Raw genomic sequence first — 19,157 nt, forward strand, 5'->3', positions numbered from 1 at the left:
ATGAATAATCTCACGCTAGTCGATTTATTCTTAAATGAATATTGGATCGAAAAAGGGTTGTCCGAAAACACTGTGCAGTCTTATCGTCTCGATTTGACCGCACTTTGTGATTGGTTAGATAAACAAAATTTATCCCTCGAAACCCTTGAACCATTAGATCTGCAACAATTTCTAGGCAGCCGTTTAGAGCAAGGTTACAAAGCTACCAGTACTGCACGAATGTTGAGTGCGATGCGAAAATTGTTTCAATATTTATATCGTGAGAAATATCGTACGGATGATCCAAGTGCCGTACTGAGTTCGCCTAAACTACCAAGCCGTTTGCCTAAGTATTTAACCGAGCAACAAGTCACAGATTTATTAAATACGCCAGATGTAGAAATTCCGCTCGAGTTACGCGATAAAGCCATGTTGGAATTGCTGTACGCCACAGGATTACGTGTCACGGAATTGGTCACGCTCACTATTGAGAATATGAACCTGCAACAAGGTGTCGTGCGAGTGATTGGTAAAGGTAACAAAGAACGCATTGTGCCAATGGGAGAAGAAGCCGCATTTTGGGTGCGACAATTCGTGCTTTACGGTCGTCCTATTTTGCTTAATGGACAAAGCTCTGATGTGGTCTTTCCAAGTCAACGAGCTCAGCAAATGACTCGCCAAACCTTTTGGCATCGTATAAAACATTATGCGGTGTTAGCGGGAATCGATACGGATGCCCTTTCACCACATGTTCTTCGTCATGCCTTCGCGACGCATTTAGTGAATCACGGTGCGGATCTCCGTGTTGTGCAAATGCTCCTCGGACACAGCGATCTCTCCACTACGCAAATCTATACTCATGTGGCTAAAGAACGCTTGAAACACCTTCATGAAAGATTTCATCCGAGAGGATAAGATCAAAAAGTGCGGTCAAATTTATTGTTATTTTTGATCGCACTTTAGTATGAAAAGCTTATTTCAATGACAACAATCTCGCCACATTTTGAGCTGTTGAGATTAAATTCTGCTCGCCCTGTTTGAGAATTGTCGGTAAATCATCCAGATTACGGATAATTGGGAACACCGCATCAATGCCATGTTCATACACCACTTCATAATCCTCACGTAAACAACCTACGATCGCGATGACTGGCTTATTAAATTGTTTTGCTGTGCGTGCCACACCAATTGGGGTCTTACCTAAAATACTTTGTGCATCCATACGGCCTTCACCGGTAATGACTAAATCAGCCTCTTTAACTTGCTCAGCAAGTTTCAAATTATCCAAGACAATCTGCACACCGGCTTTGAGCTGCACATTGGGTAAAAGCAATAAACCACCGCCCATACCACCTGCCGCCCCCGCGCCTGGTTGTTCTTGAATTTGTTTACCACAATCCCGCTCGGCAATTTTAGCAAAATGGGCTAATGCAGCATCGAGTTCTTTCACCATATCAGGCGTCGCACCTTTTTGTGGACCAAAAATCGCAGAGGCACCTCGTTCACCACAAAGTGGATTATTCACGTCACAAGCTACTTCAATTTCCACATGTTGCAATCGAGGATCTAAATCAGTCATTTGGATTTCAGCAAGATTGGATAACGCTGCACCACCAAAGCCAATGGATTGACCATTTTTATCCAATAAACGTAAGCCTAACGCTTGCAACATACCCGCGCCACCATCATTTGTAGCACTCCCGCCAATTCCTAAAATGATATGCTGTACGCCAAGATCAAGGGCTTGCTTAATTAGCTCACCCGTACCAAAACTGGTGGTTTGACAAGGATTTCGTTTATCTATCGGGACAAGATGCAATCCCGATGCGGCCGCCATTTCGATAATCGCTGTTTTACCATCACCCGATAAACCGAAAAAGCTTTTTACTTGATTGCCTAACGGTGCAGTGACTTCTGTTTCAATCAGGCGACCTTGAGTGGCATCCACTAAGGATTGCACGGTTCCCTCACCTCCATCTGCCATCGGTAATTTCACATATTCGGCATTCGGGAAAATTCGTTTAAAGCCCGTTTCAATTGCATTTGCCACTTCGAGCGCGGTTAAACTTTCTTTAAATGAATCAGGCGCAATCACAATTTTCATACACTCTCCTGACATCAATAAAACACTCCGAAAATGAGCGTAGAAACGACCGTCATAATCAAACCAATCGCGCTTTCATAAGGAATCAGTTTTAAGCGTTCTTTCATATTCATATTCACACTGCCGCCAGTCGCATGGAAGAAAGAACCGTGTGGCATATTGTCGAATACAATCGCTCCCGCATGGATCATGGCGGCGGCCGCAAGGCTGCTTACACCCAGTTCTAATAATGTTGAGCTGAATACATTGGATGCGACTGCCGTGCCTGCCGTCGTTGACGAAGTCGCAAGAGACATCAATACACCAGAAATCGGGGCGAGAATATAAGGAGGCAAACCAGAGTGTTTTAAGCCCTCGATTAGCACATCTTTCATACCCGAGTTACCAATAATGCCCGATAAAGCACCGGTACCGAGCAACATAATCGCCACAGGTGCCATTTTTCCTAAGCCACTAATCGCATAGCTATTTGCGTGGCGAAGTTTTCCCATACATAACGCACCAATTAAACCACCTAGTGGTAATGCAATGAGAGGATCGACTTTAATGTCCGCCAATGGACGTAGCGCCAGTAATAAGATGGCCACTAATGGCGCTACAAGTGCGGTCAAAAATGAGGGTAAATTTTGAGTATCAACGGCAACGCTCTCTTGTTCGGATACAAAAGAGCCTTTATTTTTTAAACGTTTCGCTAAGAAATAGGTTAAGGCTAACCCAAAGATCCCGGGGATAATCCCCGCTACCATTACCGACGTTAAAGGCAGATGAAAGGTATCTGCAGCAGCAATGGCATTGGGATTCGGTGACATCAAGTTTCCAGCTTTCCCCCCACCAATCATCGCTAATAAAACAGCTGATTTTGATAAATTGGTGCGACGAGCTAACGCGAGCGCAATCGGGGAAACGGTAATAACAGCCACATCAATAAACACACCTACAGCGGTTAAAATCAGTGTTGCTAAAGCTAAGGCCAATAACGCTCTTGCTTCACCAAGTTTATGTGTAATAGTTTCGGCAATCGTGCTGGCCGCCCCCGATTCAATGAGTACACCTGCTAGTACGCCCGCCGCTAAAATTCGCATAACGGCTGTCGTAATGCCCTTTGCCCCACCGATCATTAAGTTCACCGTTTCGGATAAATCTGCGCCTCCAATTAGTCCGCCTATCAAGGCCCCCGTCAACATGCCATAGACTGGTGAGACTTTTTTCAAAATAAGAAAAATGGCCACAATAAGCGCAACTAATGCACCGAAAGATGAAACTGTTGTCATAAATACCTACTTATATCCAATACCGCTGAGATATATAAATGTTTGTGTACATTATACAAAAACGGCTTATGTAAAACACATAAGCCGAAATTGTTACTGAAAATTGACCGCACTTTAGAAAAATAAAATACTTCCCCAAATAACGGCAACGATGCAAAGCGCAATGAATACCGCTGCTGAGCCTTGGTCTTTCGCTCTTCCTGAAAGCTCGTGGCGTTCTGTACCGATACGATCCACCACCGCTTCAACTGCACTATTTAACAGCTCCACTGCCATCACGAGTAAAACCGATGAAATCATCAGCGCGATTTCAATTTTAGTGTCACCTAACAAAAATGCGAGCGGAATCAGAATGCACGCAAGAAAACATTCGTGGCGAAATGCAGTTTCATTTTTGAATGCACTCTTTAAACCTTGTAAGGAATATTTTGTAGAGTTAATTAAATGGGTTAATCCCGTGGTTTTATACATAAAAGTTCCTATGTTGCAATCTATAAACGTTTTGCTTCGATAACGTCGTCTAACTTCGCTAATCTGGCCAGTATTTTACTTAAACTTTCGACATTTTTCAGTTCAATTTCCATATCCATCGTTGCTATTTGTTTTTTGGTGTCCGCACGACTTGAAACACCTAGCACACTGACTTTTTCATTCGCCAGTACAGTCGTAATATCGCGTAATAAACCATTACGATCACTCGCCACGATGCGAATATTAATATGGAAACCTGCCGCGTAATTATCCCCCCAAAGGGCTTCCACCACGCGTTCAGGATGAACGACTTGTAATTCAATGAACTGTTCACAATCGCTACGGTGAATAGAGATCCCTCGCCCCACAGTAATATAGCCTGTAATTGCATCACCTGGAATAGGTTGACAACAACGCGCCATGTGATGCATCAAATTGCCTACACCTTCAACAATTACATAACTTTTATTCTGTTGTTGTTCTGCTTTCTGTTGTGCCTTTTGTTGTGCGGTATTCGCGCTTTTGCTCGCAACATGACGAAGAATCTCTTGATCAGCCTCTTCTGCCGTCACTTTAATCAGCCGACTTTGTAAGAAGTTCATCAACTGATTTAAACGAATATCTCCACTACCTATACCCGCATATAAATCTTCTAGATTTTTTAAGTTATAACGTGGTAAAGCAAGCTGTTCTACTTGTTTTAAGCTGATATTCAAACGAGCAAGTTCATTATCTAACAGCTCTTTACCCGCTGGAACATTTTTATCGCGATCTTGTTTTTTGAACCAGGCTTGAATTTTCGCACGTGCTTTTGACGTATGGGTAAAACCTAAGTTTGGATTCACCCAATCTCGGCTTGGATTTGGATTTTTCTGTGTGATGATATCCACTTGCTCACCCATCTGTAGGTGATAAGTGAATGGCACGATACGCCCCCCAACTTTCGCCCCAATACAACGATGACCAATTTCACTGTGGATCGCATAAGCAAAATCGAGAGGGGTTGATCCAGCGGGTAAATCAACCACTTCACCTTTTGGCGTAAACACATAGACTCGATCATCAAACACTTGGCTACGCAATTCGGCCATCACTTCGCCAGAATCTGTAATATCATCTTGCCATGCAAGTAATTTACGCAACCAAGTGATTTTTTCTTCATAAGCAGAAAGACTACCTGTCGTTCCCTCTTTGTATTTCCAGTGTGCTGCAACCCCAAGTTCCGCATCATCATGCATTTGTTGAGTACGAATTTGCACTTCAATCGGCTTGCCGCCTTTACCTAATACGACGGTATGAATAGATTGATAGCCATTCGGTTTTGGATTGGCGACATAGTCATCAAATTCTTTTGGTAAATGTTTGAAATGAGTGTGCACGATACCAAGCGCGGTATAACAATCCTGCAATTTTTGCACGATAATTCTGACCGCTCTTACATCATATAAACCACTGAATTCCAAATGTTTCTTTTGCATTTTTCGCCAAATACTATAAATATGTTTTGGACGACCGTAAACCTCAACCTGCTCGATATTTTCTTTTAAATAACCGGTTAATTCTGTTACAAAATCAGCAATATATTGCTCACGGTCTAAACGACGCTCGTGCAATAATTGAGCAATATTTCGATATTGTTCTGGATGTAAATAACGGAAGCAGTAATCTTCAAGCTCCCATTTTAATTGACCGATACCTAAACGATTTGCCAACGGGGCATAAATATTGGAACATTCTTTCGCTGCTAACACTTTTTCTTCTTCGTAAACATGATTTTCTGCATTACGAAGAAAGGTAATACGTTCAGCAAGTTTGATTATCACGCAACGAAAATCATCTACCATCGCAAGGAGCATTCGGCGCATATTATCTACTTGAGAGGCATTAGCAGAATGACTGGCGTTGAGCTGACGAATATTATCCATCTCTTCTACGCCTTTGAGTAGTTTAGTGATTTTTGGACCGAAATCTTCTTGAATTTGTTCCCAATCGACGAGTTGGTTGGCCACTAATGGAAATAGCATCGCAGTGAGCAAACTTTCACTGTCCATATTCATTTCATGCAGGATTTCCACCATCTCCACGCCGGATTGCAACGTAAGAATTGCATTTTTCATTTGAGCTGCGTGTTCAGCCATCTTAGCTTGAGCATAATACCAGGCATTAATTAGGGATTTTTCAGTTGAAGTTAGAAGTTTAAGGCTCGAACACCATTGTTCGATCACAAAATCTTGCGGATTTGATAAGTGAGAACCACGAACTGCAACCATAATACCCCCTTGTTGATGAATATGGCTCGGCGACATCCTGTCAACCGAGTTGTCTTTTTTAAGACAACAAAAAAGCCTGATTATTCTATCAGAATTTATAGCTTATTTAAGAAATAATGTCACCGACTCCAAATGGCTGGTATGGGGAAACATATCAATCATGGACGTTTTGATGATACGATACCCAAAAGATCGGAGAATTTCAGCATCTCGTACTAAAGTGGCGGGATTGCAAGATACGTAAAGAATGCTTTCTGCACCCAGTTCACATAACGCATTCAGTGCAAAAGCCGCACCACTGCGAGGCGGGTCGAGAAGAATTTTATTGAAATGTTGTTTTGCCCAAGGTTGTTCTGAAAAAGCTTGGTCTAAATCGGCTTGATAAAATTCAATATTATCGATGTGATTAAACTGTGCATTCGCTTGGGCTTTTTGCACCATATCAAAAACACCTTCAATTCCAACCGCACTTTTCACGCGTTTAGCTAAAGGCAACGTGAAATTGCCCATGCCGCAGAATAAATCTAAGACATGATCATCCTGATTCAAATCAAGCCAATCTAAAGCCGTCTCAACCATTTGTTGATTTAAGTGGGTATTCACTTGAATAAAATCGCGAACATCAAAAGATAAACGAATACCATTTAATGCATAATAAGGCATTTCACCATGCACAAGTTGAATACCTTGATCATCTTGCAGGAACAAATTGACGGCATTTATACGAGCAAACTCAAGCAACAAAGTGCGGTCAGTTTCAGCTAAATTTCCTTTGTAACGTAACAACATAGCTATGCCATTCTCAGCAGAAACCAATTCAATATGCCCTAATTGTTTCGGGGCTGAATATTGCGCCCAAAGTGCGGTCAATTTGGGGATAAGATCATTGATTGCTTGCTCTGCGACTAAGCATTGCTGAATGCTGACTAACTGATTGGAGTTTTTCTGACGAAATCCCATTTCAATGATTTTATTTTTCGCATTCCACAGTAAACTTAATCGTACTCGACGACGATAAGCCCATTGTTCGCCACAAATCATGGGCATTAATTGAATAGGCGCTGCTTGCAGTTTACTTAAACGAGAAAAAAGGGCTTTCTCTTTCGCTTTACGTTGCATTTCCACAGGAATATGCTGGCCTTGGCATCCACCACAACACCCATAATAACGACATTGTGGCTCAACACGCTGATTACTTTCTTGTAGCCATTTTTGTGCAGTCGCTAATCCATATTGACGTTTTTCATCGGTCACTACCGCTTCCACTTTTTCCGTTGGCAAGGCATTTTCAATGAACCAGGTTTTACCTTGAATTTTGGCGACACCTAGCCCTTGATAATCCAAATCCTGAATTTCTGCGACGATTCTTTGCGTGGTTTTCTGTTTTTTTTGTGGAGCGTAAAGTAAAGCCATGATGGTGTTTTAATCTATTTATATCAAAGAAAGAGATTATTTTAAATAAAGTACATTTTGCGTAAATAATTCTCGGCTTTTCAGCGGCTTATCACCTAAATAAGGTTTAAGCGCGATGCGGGTAAAACGCTTTGCCGCTTGCAAGACTGCCTCATCAGTAAATTCCAAACGCTCAAAGGCGAGTAAATCTCGACCATAAAAGGTCAAGTTATCTTTCACCAACGAAGCGATAAAACCCTTTTCCGCACGATATTGGTAAGTCATCGATTCATCCACAGGCAAACCCGAGCCAGCACAATGCAAAAAATCAATACCATAACCTAAGATTTTAAGTAGATGAAATTCAAATAGACGTAATGTAGGCTCAACCTGTGGTTGAGTGGCTAAGCCGGTTAAGCATTGCAGATAATGCTGAAAAAGCTGTAGATTGGCAGTTTCTGGCTCGATCACTCGCGTAATCAACTCATTTACATAAAACCCGCTGTATAGAGCCGTCTGTTGTAAAGGTAATGTAATCGCTGCCGGCTCAGCTTTGGTGAGTGTTTTTAATGCGCCTTTCCCCGCCCAACGTAAAAGCAATGGCGTAAAAGGCTGTAAAACAGATTTCCATGCAGAACGTTTCGCTCGAGCACCTTTTGCAATAACTGTCAAACGTCCTGTTTCCTCCGTAAATAAATCTACCAAAAGACTGGTTTCACTATAAGGACGACGATGTAGCACAAAGCCGCGTTGGAGATCCATAAAGAATGACTTACCTGATTTTAATTGATTTGTTATTTAACACAGCGTTCCGCAAGTACTTCGCCTACGCTAGTTTGTAATTGGCTGAAGTCATCACGTTCCTGCCAGTACCAACGAATATTCGCATAATTTCTACCTCGTTCCGAAATCACGCGCATTAGCTTTTCAGTTACACCATTAAAGGTTACTGTTACTTGACTTAATATTTTTTTACTCTTTTTTTTCTGTCTAATATGCATCACGCTCACTTCTTTATTTCCTTCACACAGATAAACTGTTACTAATCCCTTTTGAGATTTCTTATCAAGCGTTTGCACTTTCATTTTTTGTAAAGTTGGTTGATTTAAGACCATGTTTTGGGTACAAGCTGACAACCCAACTATGGTCAAAATTAAAATTAATTTTCTTAACATAAATATTATTTCCATAAAAATTTTTATCATTGTTCACTTCATAAAATGAACAGAGATAAACAATCTTATCTAGAAAAAAGGGCGATTGCTCGCCCATTAAAAATTATTTTTTATATTGATATGAACCATCAGATTGACGAATAAACTTACCGCCATTCGATAAACGAAGTTGATTCACTCGTCCTTGACTGTTCAATAAAACCTGTACTCTATCACCAGGTTTGAAACTGCTTAAGACATTACCTGCACCAGGTGCTTTAGTCATCGCATTTACATCAGCAATATTCAATTTATTATCACGGAATACTTGCATCAATGAAACCCCTTGCGGCACAGTTAATGTTTTAGTTGCGCCAGACAGCGGTGTTTTTTCTTCTGCTGGTCCAATTTTCACTCTATCACTTGTTGGTTTAGCCTCAACAATCTGAACATTCTTATTTTTCGTCACAACAGGTTTAGCCTCTTGAATTTTAGCTTGCTCTTTTCTTACCGTTTGAGTAGATGGAGCGCTCGCTTTGTCAGCTGATTTAAACTGTTTTTTCTCTTGAATAACTTGTGTCTGTTCACGACGTAGTTCTGCTTTATGTTCAACCGTTGCATTATTTTTTTCTACGGCTGGTTGTGCAGTTTTCACTGGCTCTTTAACTGGAGCTGGAGCAACAGTTGGTTGTGTAGGAGCTTCTGTTGCAGGTTGTTGAGCAACAGTTTGTTTTGCTGGTTCTGCAGTTTGAGGTTTAGTTGCATCTGCTTTGTCACCTACATATTGCATCGCTGGAGGCGTATCTGATTTAGCCTCATTTGCTGCTTGTTCTGTTGTTGCCGGAGCGGTTGTATTGTTGTTATCTAATACGGTTGTTTCAACCGGTTGAGATTGATCCAATGATTGAAACTGGACAGGGATTTCATTACCATTTTGTTGTTCAAAGCTCTCCACCGTATCGGAGTTTGGTTTCAACGCAAAGAAAATGATCAGTAATACCACTAAACCCAAAATCGCAATAAATAAACGACGATGTTTTTCTGGTAACATTTGTAGAACCTTCCATTTTTCAGGTGATTTCAAGCTTGCAGCAGCGGCTGCTGGTGCAACTGTTTCTGCTTGAGTTGTCACTTCTTCCACAATCTCTTCTGCAGGAGCATTTTCAAAAATCACTTTTTCTTCCGCTACGTTTTCTACCTGAACATTCTCAACGGACTCTTGAGTTCCGAAAGCACTTGATGGCGCTGACTGTTCAGCATTTTCACTTTGAAATGCTTGAGCTGGTGAAAAATGTTCACTTGTTGTCGTGCCAAAAGTCGGCTCTCGACGAACATGAAATTGCGTATCTGGTTGTTCTTTTTTACCAAAAAGGCCTTTGGCTTTATCAAAAATTGAGTCACTTGATTGAACCCGTTTTCTTGGTGTAATAGCGTCAGAATGATTGAGTCCTAAATCTAATTCATTTTGAGATGAATTGTCATTAGATTGATTTTGCTTATCCACGATGTTACCTCGATTTGCTAAACTAAAGATCACACAAAAGTGCGGTGAAAAACTAAGCCCATTTTATCGGATATTAAGATGTGTATAAAGTTTTATTTGGTTCCCCTCCGATTTCTCTCGCTAATTTGGGCACTAAATAACCTGAGGTGAGTGTCTGTAATTCTTTGTAGATTTGTAACGCTTTCTCATCTGAAATATAGAAATGGCTTGCACCCTGCACTTTATCCAACAAATGCAAGTAATAAGGCAGAATTCCCGCTTGAAACAACTTATCGCTCAATACTTTTAATGTATGTGGGTTATCATTCACATCTTTTAAAAGGACTGATTGATTGAGTAATGTGACCTTGGCGTCTACCAGTTTTTGCATAGCCAAAGCGAGTTCTTCATCAATTTCATTTGGGTGATTGATATGCGTTACAAATACTGTTTGTAATGGACTTTTTAGCAATAAATCACAAAACTCATCCGTAATACGCTCTGGAATCACGACCGGCAAACGAGAGTGAATACGCAAACGTTGTAAGTGCGGTATCTTTTCAAGGTGTTCTAATAGCCATGCCCATTCACCATCCTTTGCCATCATCGGATCACCGCCTGAGAAAATGACTTCTTCAATTTCAGGATGTGCAGCAATATAGTCTATTGCTTGCTGCCAACTCGTTTTATTGCCTGGATTTTGGTCATAAGGAAAATGACGACGGAAGCAATAACGGCAATTGACTGCACAGCCTCCTTTTGTCATGAACAGCAAGCGATTTTGATATTTATGCAGAATATTAGGTACCGCATTTTTTTGCTGCTCATCTAAAGGATCTTGGCTAAAACCTTCGGCCTCAATAAATTCTTGTTGAGCCGTCATTACCTGTAAAAAAAGTGGGTCTTTAGGATTCCCTTTTTCCATTTTTTCAACAAAAGGTAAAGGTACTCGCATAGCAAAAAGTTTACGAGCGACGATGTCCTCGGCAAAATCTTCAACAGACAAATTTAAGGTTTTTAGCAAGATTTTCGGATCAGAAATCGCATTTTTTAGGGTTTCTAACCAATTTTGTTCTTCTCTAATCGCAATATTTCGGGTTAAAATACGCACTTTCAAACAATCTCTATTTTTTAGGATATTTTTAATATGGCTACATATACTACCAGTGATTTCAAACCAGGTCTAAAATTTATGCAAGACGGTGAGCCTTGTGTGATCGTTGAAAACGAATTCGTTAAACCAGGTAAAGGCCAAGCTTTTACTCGTACTCGTATTCGTAAATTAATTTCAGGCAAAGTATTAGACGTAAACTTCAAATCTGGTACTTCGGTTGAAGCTGCTGATGTTATGGATCTTAACCTCACTTATTCATACAAAGATGATGCATTCTGGTATTTCATGCACCCAGAAACATTCGAACAATACTCTGCTGATGCAAAAGCAGTAGGTGATTCAGAAAAATGGTTGTTAGATCAAGCAGATTGTATCGTGACTTTATGGAATGGTGCACCAATCAGCATCACACCACCAAACTTCGTAGAATTAGAAATCATCGATACTGATCCGGGCCTTAAAGGTGATACAGCCGGTACAGGCGGTAAACCAGCAACATTAAGCACTGGCGCTGTAGTGAAAGTACCTCTTTTCGTTCAAATCGGCGAAGTGATTAAAGTCGATACTCGTTCAGGCGAATACGTTTCTCGTGTGAAATAATCTTTTATAATGAGATAAAAAGAGCGGTCAATATTTGATGAATATTGGCCGTTTTTTATTGCTTGCTCATTAGTTTTATAGATATAAAAAATGCGGTTATTTCTAACCGCACTTTGATTGATTATTTTGCTTTTGAGCCTTCTAACTCTAAAGAAGGTTTTCTATCTGAGTTCACACAAATGATTTGTGCGGCAGCATAGAGCGTTGTATTCGGCTTTAAACTAATGGTGTATTTCTCTTGTTTTTTCGGTGCTGCACGTAAACCTTCGCCCCAGAAATCATCATAAAAATCGGTACGAACTTGGGTTAAATGGTAGTTCTTACAGTTTAAGATTTTATATTGGCGAACAGAACGTGCATAACGTCTAGTTTCGTTTGGATACACATATAAACCTTTATCCAAATTTACGACTGCATCAAAATGCACTTGGTTTAAATCTTGGTTATCGACCCAAATAGAATCAGCATCAATATAGTAATTTTTATCTTTTACCAATCGAACATAACCCACTCTATCTTTAGAAGGTGGGCTTAGTTTCACCTCTTCTTGATAAAGTGTCGGTTGGACAGCTGAACAGCCTGCTAAAAGGGCTATACCTAAAAACGTTAATGCTAATTTTTTCATTTTTCTCTCCTTAAAGCTTACTGAAGCTTGCTGTTTACCATTTCATACTATCGCTTAATATTTTACGGTGTGTCCGTATCCCTCTAAGATATTTTTAATATGCTCAAGCGACTCTTTTGTCGGTGGCAATACATCTTCGAGTTCATAGTCAAACCCAAGGGTTTTCCATTTGTGGGCACCTAATCGATGATAAGGTAGAAGTTCGACTTTTTCAATATTGGTCATACCTTCAATAAACTGTCCGAGCAGATGAACATCATGATCGTTATCGGTATAGCCTGGAACTACTACATAACGAATCCAGGTACGCTGATTACGTTTTTGCAAATATTTCGCAAATTCCAGCGTCCGTTTATTCGGTACGCCGATCAAATTCTGGTGTACTTTGTCGTTCAGTTCTTTTAAATCAAGCAAAACGAGATCAGTTACATCGAGTAGTTCATCAATAATATGGTCATAATGACGTACAAACCCATTAGTATCTAAACAAGTATTAATCCCTTCTGCTTTACAAGCTCGGAACCAGTCACGCACAAATTCTGCTTGAAGAATTGCCTCACCACCTGATGCTGTCACACCACCACCAGTTGCATTCATAAAATGGCGATAGCTCACGACTTCTTTCATGAGTTCTTCCACACTGATTTCGCGCCCACCATCAAGATCCCAAGTATCACGGTTATGGCAATATTTGCAACGCATTAAACAGCCTTGCATAAATAAAATAAAACGAATACCGGGGCCATCCACGGTTCCACAGGATTCAAAGGAGTGAATTCTTCCTAGCACAGACATACATAAATTTCCAAAAAATTAATCTAGCTAAATTTTACCAAAAATATCATCTATAAAAAATGAGCCTGACTTAAAATCAGGCTCATAATTAAAATATATTTATCAAAGTGCGGTCATTATTCGCTAACTTTTTGAAAGGTTTGCACCACTGGCGCTTGTTCACAATACTCGACCAATACAGGTACAATTGAGGTAAAGTGTGACGTTGCAAAATGTTGTTCTAAATCGGCTTTGCTTTTCCATTGCTCAATAAAAACATAATGATTAGCCTGCTCACTATTTTGTTGTAATTCATAAGATACGCATCCTGTTTCTTGACGAGTATGCTTAATTAATTCTTTGCATTGAGTTAGAAAATCATTAATTTTGTCTGCTTTTACTGAAAATTGGGCAATAACTGTTAGCATAATTTGCTCTCCTATATATAAAAATAAACCACTCACAAAACTAGTCTGTGAGTGGTTTATATTAAAACATAATATTATTTACTTAGAAAGACTCAGTAAATGTACGAGTTACGACGTCTTGTTGTTGCTCTTTAGTTAAAGAGTTGAAACGTACTGCGTAACCAGATACACGGATAGTCAATTGTGGATATTTATCCGGATTTTCCATTGCATCTAACAACATTTCACGGTTTAACACGTTCACATTTAAGTGTTGGCCACCTTCAACTGTTGCTTCGTGGTGGAAGTAACCATCCATTAAGCCAGCAAGATTACGACGTTGTGCTTCTGCATCTTTACCTAACGCATTTGGTACGATTGAGAAGGTATAAGAAATACCATCTTTCGCGTAAGCAAATGGAAGTTTAGCTACAGAAGTTAATGATGCTACCGCACCTTTTTGGTCACGACCGTGCATTGGGTTTGCTCCTGGTCCGAATGGTGCACCAGCACGACGACCATCTGGAGTATTACCCGTTTTCTTACCATAAACCACGTTAGAAGTAATGGTTAATACAGATTGTGTAGGCACTGCATTGCGGTAAGTTTTAAGTTTTTGAATTTTCTTCATGAAACGTTCAACTAAGTCACAAGCGATGTCATCAACACGGTTATCGTTGTTACCATATTGTGGATATTCACCTTCGATTTCAAAGTCGATTGCTACGTTACTTGCTACAACATTGCCATCTTTATCTTTGATGTCACCACGAACCGGTTTAACTTTCGCATATTTAATTGCTGAAAGTGAGTCTGCCGCAACAGAAAGACCTGCAATACCACAAGCCATGGTACGGTATACATCACGATCATGTAATGCCATTAATGCTGCTTCGTATGAATATTTATCGTGCATATAGTGGATTACGTTTAATGCAGTCACATATTGTTTTGCCAACCAATCCATAAAGCTATCCATACGAGTCATTACTGTATCAAAATCTAACACTTCATCAGTAATTGGTGCTGTTTTCGGACCTACTTGCATACCTAATTTTTCATCGATACCGCCGTTGATTGCGTATAACAATGTTTTCGCTAAGTTTGCACGTGCACCGAAGAATTGCATTTGTTTACCCACAACCATTGGTGATACACAACATGCGATTGCGTAGTCATCATTGTTGAAGTCTGGACGCATTAAATCATCATTTTCGTATTGAACTGATGAGGTATCAATCGATACTTTCGCACAGAAACGTTTGAAGTTTTCAGGTAATTGTTCAGACCAAAGGATAGTTAAGTTTGGTTCTGGAGAAGTACCCATGTTGTAAAGGGTGTGTAAAATACGGAATGTATTTTTGGTTACTAATGTACGACCGTCTAACCCCATACCTGCGATGGTTTCAGTTGCCCACATTGGGTCGCCTGAGAATAATTGATCGTATTCAGGTGTACGTAAGAAACGAACCATACGGAGTTTCATAACTAAGTGGTCAACTAATTCTTGCGCTTCAGTTTCAGTAATTTTACCTGCTTGTAAATCACGTTCGATATAGATATCGATAAAGGTTGCAGTACGACCGAATGACATCGCTGCACCGTTTTGTGATTTGATTGCAGCAAGATAAGCAAAGTACATCCATTGAATGGCTTCTTTAGCATTAGTTGCAGGGTTAGAAATATCATAACCGTAGCTTGCCGCCATTTGTTTCATTTGACCTAATGCACGGTGTTGTTCTGCGATTTCTTCACGTAAACGAATAGTTGCTTCAAGATTTACGCCATCTTCTAAGTCTTTTTGTAAAGAAGAGAACTGTGCGTATTTATCTTTCATTAAGAAGTCAACACCATAAAGTGCGACACGACGGTAGTCACCAATGATACGACCACGGCCGTAAGCATCTGGAAGACCAGTTAATACACCCGATTTACGACAACGTAAAATGTCTGGCGTATAAACATCAAATACACCTTGGTTGTGGGTTTTACGATATTCAGTAAAGATTTTTTTCACTTCAGGATCTAATTCACGACCGTAAATTTTGCATGATCCTTCCACCATTTTAATGCCACCAAATGGCATAATGGCACGTTTTAATGGCGCATCTGTTTGAAGACCAACTATTTTTTCTAAATCTTTATTGATATAGCCTGGCGCGTGAGAAATAATCGTTGAAGGCGTATGTTCGTCAAAGTCTAATGGCGCGTGAGTGCGGTTTTCAACTTTGATCCCTTCCATTACGGTTTCCCAAAGTTTTGTTGTCGCTTCGGTTGGACCAGCTAAGAAAGAATCATCACCTTCATACGGGGTGTAGTTTTTCTGAATAAAATCACGCACGTTGACGTTTTCTTGCCAATCACCGGCAACGAACCCTGTCCACGCCACTTTTTGTGCTTCATTAAGTTCTGACATAGTCATTTCCTTTTTTAATTGATAAAAAATAAGTCTGTTAGTTCGTTAGTACATTAGTGAGCTTTAGTTAAATAACGTTGGAATAAGCCGATACAAACTGCGCCGCCCACAATGTTGCCCAACGTTACGGGAATTAAATTCTTCACAATGAAATGATAAAGATCTAAGTCTGCATATTTCATTGGATCCACACCAATTTGTTGCCAAAATTCTGGTGTACTAAAATGAGCTGTGATAATGCCTAGTGGAATCATAAACATATTTGCCACACAGTGTTCAAAACCTGATGCGACAAATAAACCAATCGGCATGATCATAATAAATGCTTTGTCTGTAACAGTTTTACCGGAATAAGACATCCATACCGCTACACACACCATAATGTTACATAAAATACCAAGGTTAAATGCTTCAAACCAAGTATGATGAATCTTATGTTGAGCGGTTGCCAAAATGGTTAAACCCCATTGACCATTTGCTGCCATGGTTTGTCCTCCAAACCAAATCACCGCAGCAATAAATAAACCGCCTATGAAGTTGCCCAAATATACTACAATCCAATTTCGAATCATTTGGGTTGTGGTTATTTTTCCGCCTACACGGGCAACTAAGGTTAAAGTAGAAGAGGTGAATAATTCTGAACCTAAAATCACCACCATAATTACGCCCAAGGAGAAGACTAATCCACCAACTAATTTGGTTAATCCCCAAGGCGCACCAGCGCTCGCTGTTTGAGTTGTCGTATAAAATACAAAGGCTAATGCAATACAAGCCCCAGCACTAATACCAGACATGAATGATAAAAATGGACGTTTTTGCGCTTTATACGCAGCGATGTTTTCAGCATAATCCGTTGCTTCAACTGATGTGAGAGCAACAGAAGATTGATTTAAATTTTCTGATGCCATATCTGACTCCAAATAATTAATTTATTCTTTTTATACTTCAACATAGGTATTTTTATACCTATTGGTATTCTACTCTCTTAAAAAACCTTTGCAAGAAATCCCCCATTTATTTCAAAAAAATTTGATATTTTGCAAGTTTTGGTAAATTTTCTACTCAAATACAAAAAAAAGCGAGATATCTCTATCCCGCTTTTTATATATAAATAACAGAGATTAAAACACGATGCGATCGCGATTTTTCTCTAAGGTTGCTTTACCTATGCCTTGTACTTCAAGCAATTGTTCTGCCATAGTGAAATTACCGTGCTTTTCACGATACTGTACAATGGCTTCCGCCTTTTTCGCACCAATACCAATTAGCGCTTTTTGAATTTCTGATGCGCTGGCGGTATTGATATTTAATTTATCACTCACTGCTTGTTGTGTCGTTTGTGATGCAGTTTGTTGCTGAACTTGCGCTTGAGGTAGAGCCTGTTCAGCCACTTGTTCTTCTGCAAACACTTGCGAGCTCAACATTGTGGTTGCAACAAATAATGAACTAAATAAATGTTTCATCAATTTCATAAAAATGCCCTTTATTAATAAAAAGTACCGTTGATTTATATCAACAGCGACATTTTTAAGAAAGACCAAAAACACGCAAGAAATTGACCGCACTTTTGCGATCATGATCGCAAAAATTACATTTAAGTAAATGAAAAACGACCTTAGCGCACCACCACTGCCGTGCCACTTGCAATCACCATAAACATGCTTTTCGTGCCTACCGTTGTGTAATTAACCTCTACGCCAACAATGGCATTAGCACCCAAGGCATTTGCTTTTTCTTCAAGTTCTTTCAACGCATCTTGACGCGCGCGACTAATACGACGCTCATAAACACTAGAACGCCCACCAATCACATCTGTGATGCCAGCAAAAAAATCACGCATGAAGTTTGCCCCCGCAATCACCTCACCAAAGACGACTTGTTTGTATTCTACGATTTGTTTCCCTTCAACACTAGGGGTTGTTGTCACAATCATTTTGTATCCTTAAATTCTCGTTAAAAATTAACCGCACTTTAGACGCTTAATTTTGATTTTAAAATGGCTAATGCCTTAGCACGATGAGAAATTTTCTTTTTCTCTACGGTTTCTAATTCTGCAAAAGTACAACCTTTTTCAGGGCTAAAAAAGAGCGAATCGTAACCAAAGCCGTTTTCACCTCGTTCTTCATAAATGATATTCCCTTCACATTCACCTTGAGCAATGATCGGAGAAGGATCACTTGGGTATTGTAATAACACAATCGTACTCACAAATTTTGCTTGGCGACGTTCAGTTGGTACATCAGCTAATTCTGCCAGTAATTTTTCACGATTTTTCGCATCGGCTTCCTCACCATCTACACCCGCATAGCGTGCAGAATACAATCCTGGCGCACCATTTAACACATCCACCACAAGACCGGAATCATCTGCAATAGCCGGTAAACCTGATTTTTCAGATGCATAACGCGCTTTCAGGATCGCATTTTCGACAAACGTTAAGCCCGTTTCCTCTGGGCTTTCGATGCCTAAATCCGTTTGAGCAATCACTTCAAAACCGAAATCGGCTAATACGTCTGCCATTTCTTTTACTTTGCCTTTATTGCCCGTGGCAAGCACAATTTTTTGCTTCATGATTCTGTTCCTCATATCAAATATTGTCTTATTCTAGCACCTCACCAAAAATTTTCGGAATAAATATTGACTTTAACCTTAGGTCAAAGTTTATGATTGGTGCTCATTCAGTTATCACATAGGAGAAAAACATGAAAAAACTTATGACTTTTATCACACTTAGCGCTGCTGCAGTTTCAATTTATGCCCAAGCTAATGAACAACCGCATCAAGCACACATGAATATGCCAATGTCGACAGATTCTGCAATGCAACAAGAATTAATGCAAGGTATGAGTCAAATGCATCAAGACATGATGGCAGCTGCGCAATATAAAGATCCTGATGTTGCTTTTGCAGCAGGTATGTTGCCACACCATATTGGCGCAGTAAAAATGGCAGAAGTTGAATTAAAATACGGAAAAGATCCTGAGATGCGTAAGCTTGCTGAGAATATTATTAACGCTCAACAGGCAGAAATTGAACAAATGCAAAAATGGCTTAAAGTGCACAATAAAAAATAAAATAACACCAAAAAAGTGCGGTA

20 protein-coding genes are annotated in these 19,157 nt (G+C 39.9%); 3 read left to right on the forward strand and 17 right to left on the reverse strand.

Annotation, left to right across the window (positions count from 1 at the left end; all coding sequences use genetic code 11):
- Complete coding sequence (gene xerD, locus QQS40_RS01230) at positions 1-894, forward strand: site-specific tyrosine recombinase XerD (protein WP_005698164.1); 894 nt, start codon at positions 1-3, stop codon at positions 892-894.
- Between the two features lie 58 nt (positions 895-952).
- On the opposite strand, the gene QQS40_RS01235 is transcribed toward xerD, so the two are convergent.
- The 9 genes from QQS40_RS01235 to epmB all read right to left on the reverse strand — a co-directional run bounded on the left by QQS40_RS01235 (position 953) and on the right by epmB (position 11,235).
- Positions 953-2,083 (reverse strand): glycerate kinase, encoded by a 1,131-nt coding sequence (locus QQS40_RS01235; protein ID WP_289902196.1) that lies wholly within the window; start codon positions 2,081-2,083, stop codon positions 953-955.
- 14 nt (positions 2,084-2,097) lie between these two features.
- Positions 2,098-3,354: a GntP family permease gene (locus QQS40_RS01240; RefSeq protein WP_289902195.1), complete on the reverse strand. Its 1,257-nt coding sequence runs from the start codon at positions 3,352-3,354 to the stop codon at positions 2,098-2,100.
- A 114-nt stretch (positions 3,355-3,468) separates the two neighbouring features.
- The gene (locus QQS40_RS01245; RefSeq protein ID WP_128786865.1) at positions 3,469-3,825 is read right to left on the reverse strand and encodes a diacylglycerol kinase; all 357 of its coding nucleotides are present in this window, start codon (positions 3,823-3,825) and stop codon (positions 3,469-3,471) included.
- Positions 3,826-3,845: 20 nt separating this feature from the next.
- On the reverse strand, positions 3,846-6,095 hold the full coding sequence (relA, locus tag QQS40_RS01250) for a GTP diphosphokinase (protein WP_329505651.1): 2,250 nt from the start codon (positions 6,093-6,095) through the stop codon (positions 3,846-3,848).
- A 102-nt stretch (positions 6,096-6,197) separates the two neighbouring features.
- Positions 6,198-7,508, reverse strand: coding sequence for a 23S rRNA (uracil(1939)-C(5))-methyltransferase RlmD (gene rlmD, locus QQS40_RS01255; protein WP_289902193.1), 1,311 nt, complete (start codon positions 7,506-7,508; stop codon positions 6,198-6,200).
- A gap of 36 nt (positions 7,509-7,544) precedes the next feature.
- The gene (recO, locus tag QQS40_RS01260) at positions 7,545-8,249 is read right to left on the reverse strand and encodes a DNA repair protein RecO (RefSeq protein WP_289902192.1); all 705 of its coding nucleotides are present in this window, start codon (positions 8,247-8,249) and stop codon (positions 7,545-7,547) included.
- Between the two features lie 32 nt (positions 8,250-8,281).
- Positions 8,282-8,662, reverse strand: a complete 381-nt coding sequence (locus tag QQS40_RS01265; protein ID WP_289902191.1) for an Opacity-associated protein OapB — start codon at positions 8,660-8,662, stop codon at positions 8,282-8,284.
- Between the two features lie 103 nt (positions 8,663-8,765).
- The gene (gene oapA, locus QQS40_RS01270; RefSeq protein ID WP_329506700.1) at positions 8,766-10,145 is read right to left on the reverse strand and encodes an opacity-associated protein OapA; all 1,380 of its coding nucleotides are present in this window, start codon (positions 10,143-10,145) and stop codon (positions 8,766-8,768) included.
- A 73-nt stretch (positions 10,146-10,218) separates the two neighbouring features.
- A complete protein-coding gene (gene epmB / locus QQS40_RS01275) occupies positions 10,219-11,235 on the reverse strand; it encodes an EF-P beta-lysylation protein EpmB (RefSeq protein ID WP_329505654.1) in 1,017 nt (338 codons plus the stop codon).
- Between the two features lie 36 nt (positions 11,236-11,271).
- Here epmB and efp point away from each other — a divergent pair, with 36 nt between their 5' ends.
- On the forward strand, positions 11,272-11,838 hold the full coding sequence (gene efp / locus QQS40_RS01280) for an elongation factor P (RefSeq protein WP_049357938.1): 567 nt from the start codon (positions 11,272-11,274) through the stop codon (positions 11,836-11,838).
- A 121-nt stretch (positions 11,839-11,959) separates the two neighbouring features.
- Here the strand turns inward: efp and QQS40_RS01285 are convergent, their stop codons facing one another.
- From QQS40_RS01285 to rdgB, 8 genes are all read right to left on the reverse strand, one after another.
- A complete protein-coding gene (locus QQS40_RS01285; protein ID WP_329505656.1) occupies positions 11,960-12,463 on the reverse strand; it encodes a surface-adhesin E family protein in 504 nt (167 codons plus the stop codon).
- 54 nt (positions 12,464-12,517) lie between these two features.
- Entirely contained in the window at positions 12,518-13,258 is a 741-nt protein-coding gene (gene pflA / locus QQS40_RS01290) for a pyruvate formate lyase 1-activating protein (protein ID WP_049357935.1), read from the reverse strand.
- Positions 13,259-13,374: 116 nt separating this feature from the next.
- Positions 13,375-13,665 (reverse strand): putative quinol monooxygenase, encoded by a 291-nt coding sequence (locus QQS40_RS01295; RefSeq protein ID WP_128786860.1) that lies wholly within the window; start codon positions 13,663-13,665, stop codon positions 13,375-13,377.
- An 82-nt stretch (positions 13,666-13,747) separates the two neighbouring features.
- Positions 13,748-16,060, reverse strand: a complete 2,313-nt coding sequence (gene pflB / locus QQS40_RS01300) for a formate C-acetyltransferase (protein ID WP_172621991.1) — start codon at positions 16,058-16,060, stop codon at positions 13,748-13,750.
- 53 nt (positions 16,061-16,113) lie between these two features.
- Positions 16,114-16,968, reverse strand: coding sequence for a formate transporter FocA (focA, locus tag QQS40_RS01305; RefSeq protein ID WP_289902190.1), 855 nt, complete (start codon positions 16,966-16,968; stop codon positions 16,114-16,116).
- Positions 16,969-17,181: 213 nt separating this feature from the next.
- Positions 17,182-17,532: a helix-hairpin-helix domain-containing protein gene (locus QQS40_RS01310; protein WP_289902189.1), complete on the reverse strand. Its 351-nt coding sequence runs from the start codon at positions 17,530-17,532 to the stop codon at positions 17,182-17,184.
- A 143-nt stretch (positions 17,533-17,675) separates the two neighbouring features.
- Positions 17,676-17,993, reverse strand: a complete 318-nt coding sequence (locus QQS40_RS01315; RefSeq protein ID WP_128786856.1) for a heavy metal-binding domain-containing protein — start codon at positions 17,991-17,993, stop codon at positions 17,676-17,678.
- A 38-nt stretch (positions 17,994-18,031) separates the two neighbouring features.
- Entirely contained in the window at positions 18,032-18,631 is a 600-nt protein-coding gene (gene rdgB, locus QQS40_RS01320) for an RdgB/HAM1 family non-canonical purine NTP pyrophosphatase (protein WP_049357925.1), read from the reverse strand.
- 131 nt (positions 18,632-18,762) lie between these two features.
- Between rdgB and copM the strand changes: the two genes are divergently transcribed.
- Positions 18,763-19,134, forward strand: a complete 372-nt coding sequence (copM, locus tag QQS40_RS01325; RefSeq protein ID WP_049357924.1) for a CopM family metallochaperone — start codon at positions 18,763-18,765, stop codon at positions 19,132-19,134.
- Positions 19,135-19,157: the final 23 nt, after the last annotated feature.

The organism is Haemophilus parainfluenzae (assembly GCF_036288925.1).
Classification (GTDB): Bacteria; Pseudomonadota; Gammaproteobacteria; order Enterobacterales; family Pasteurellaceae; genus Haemophilus_D.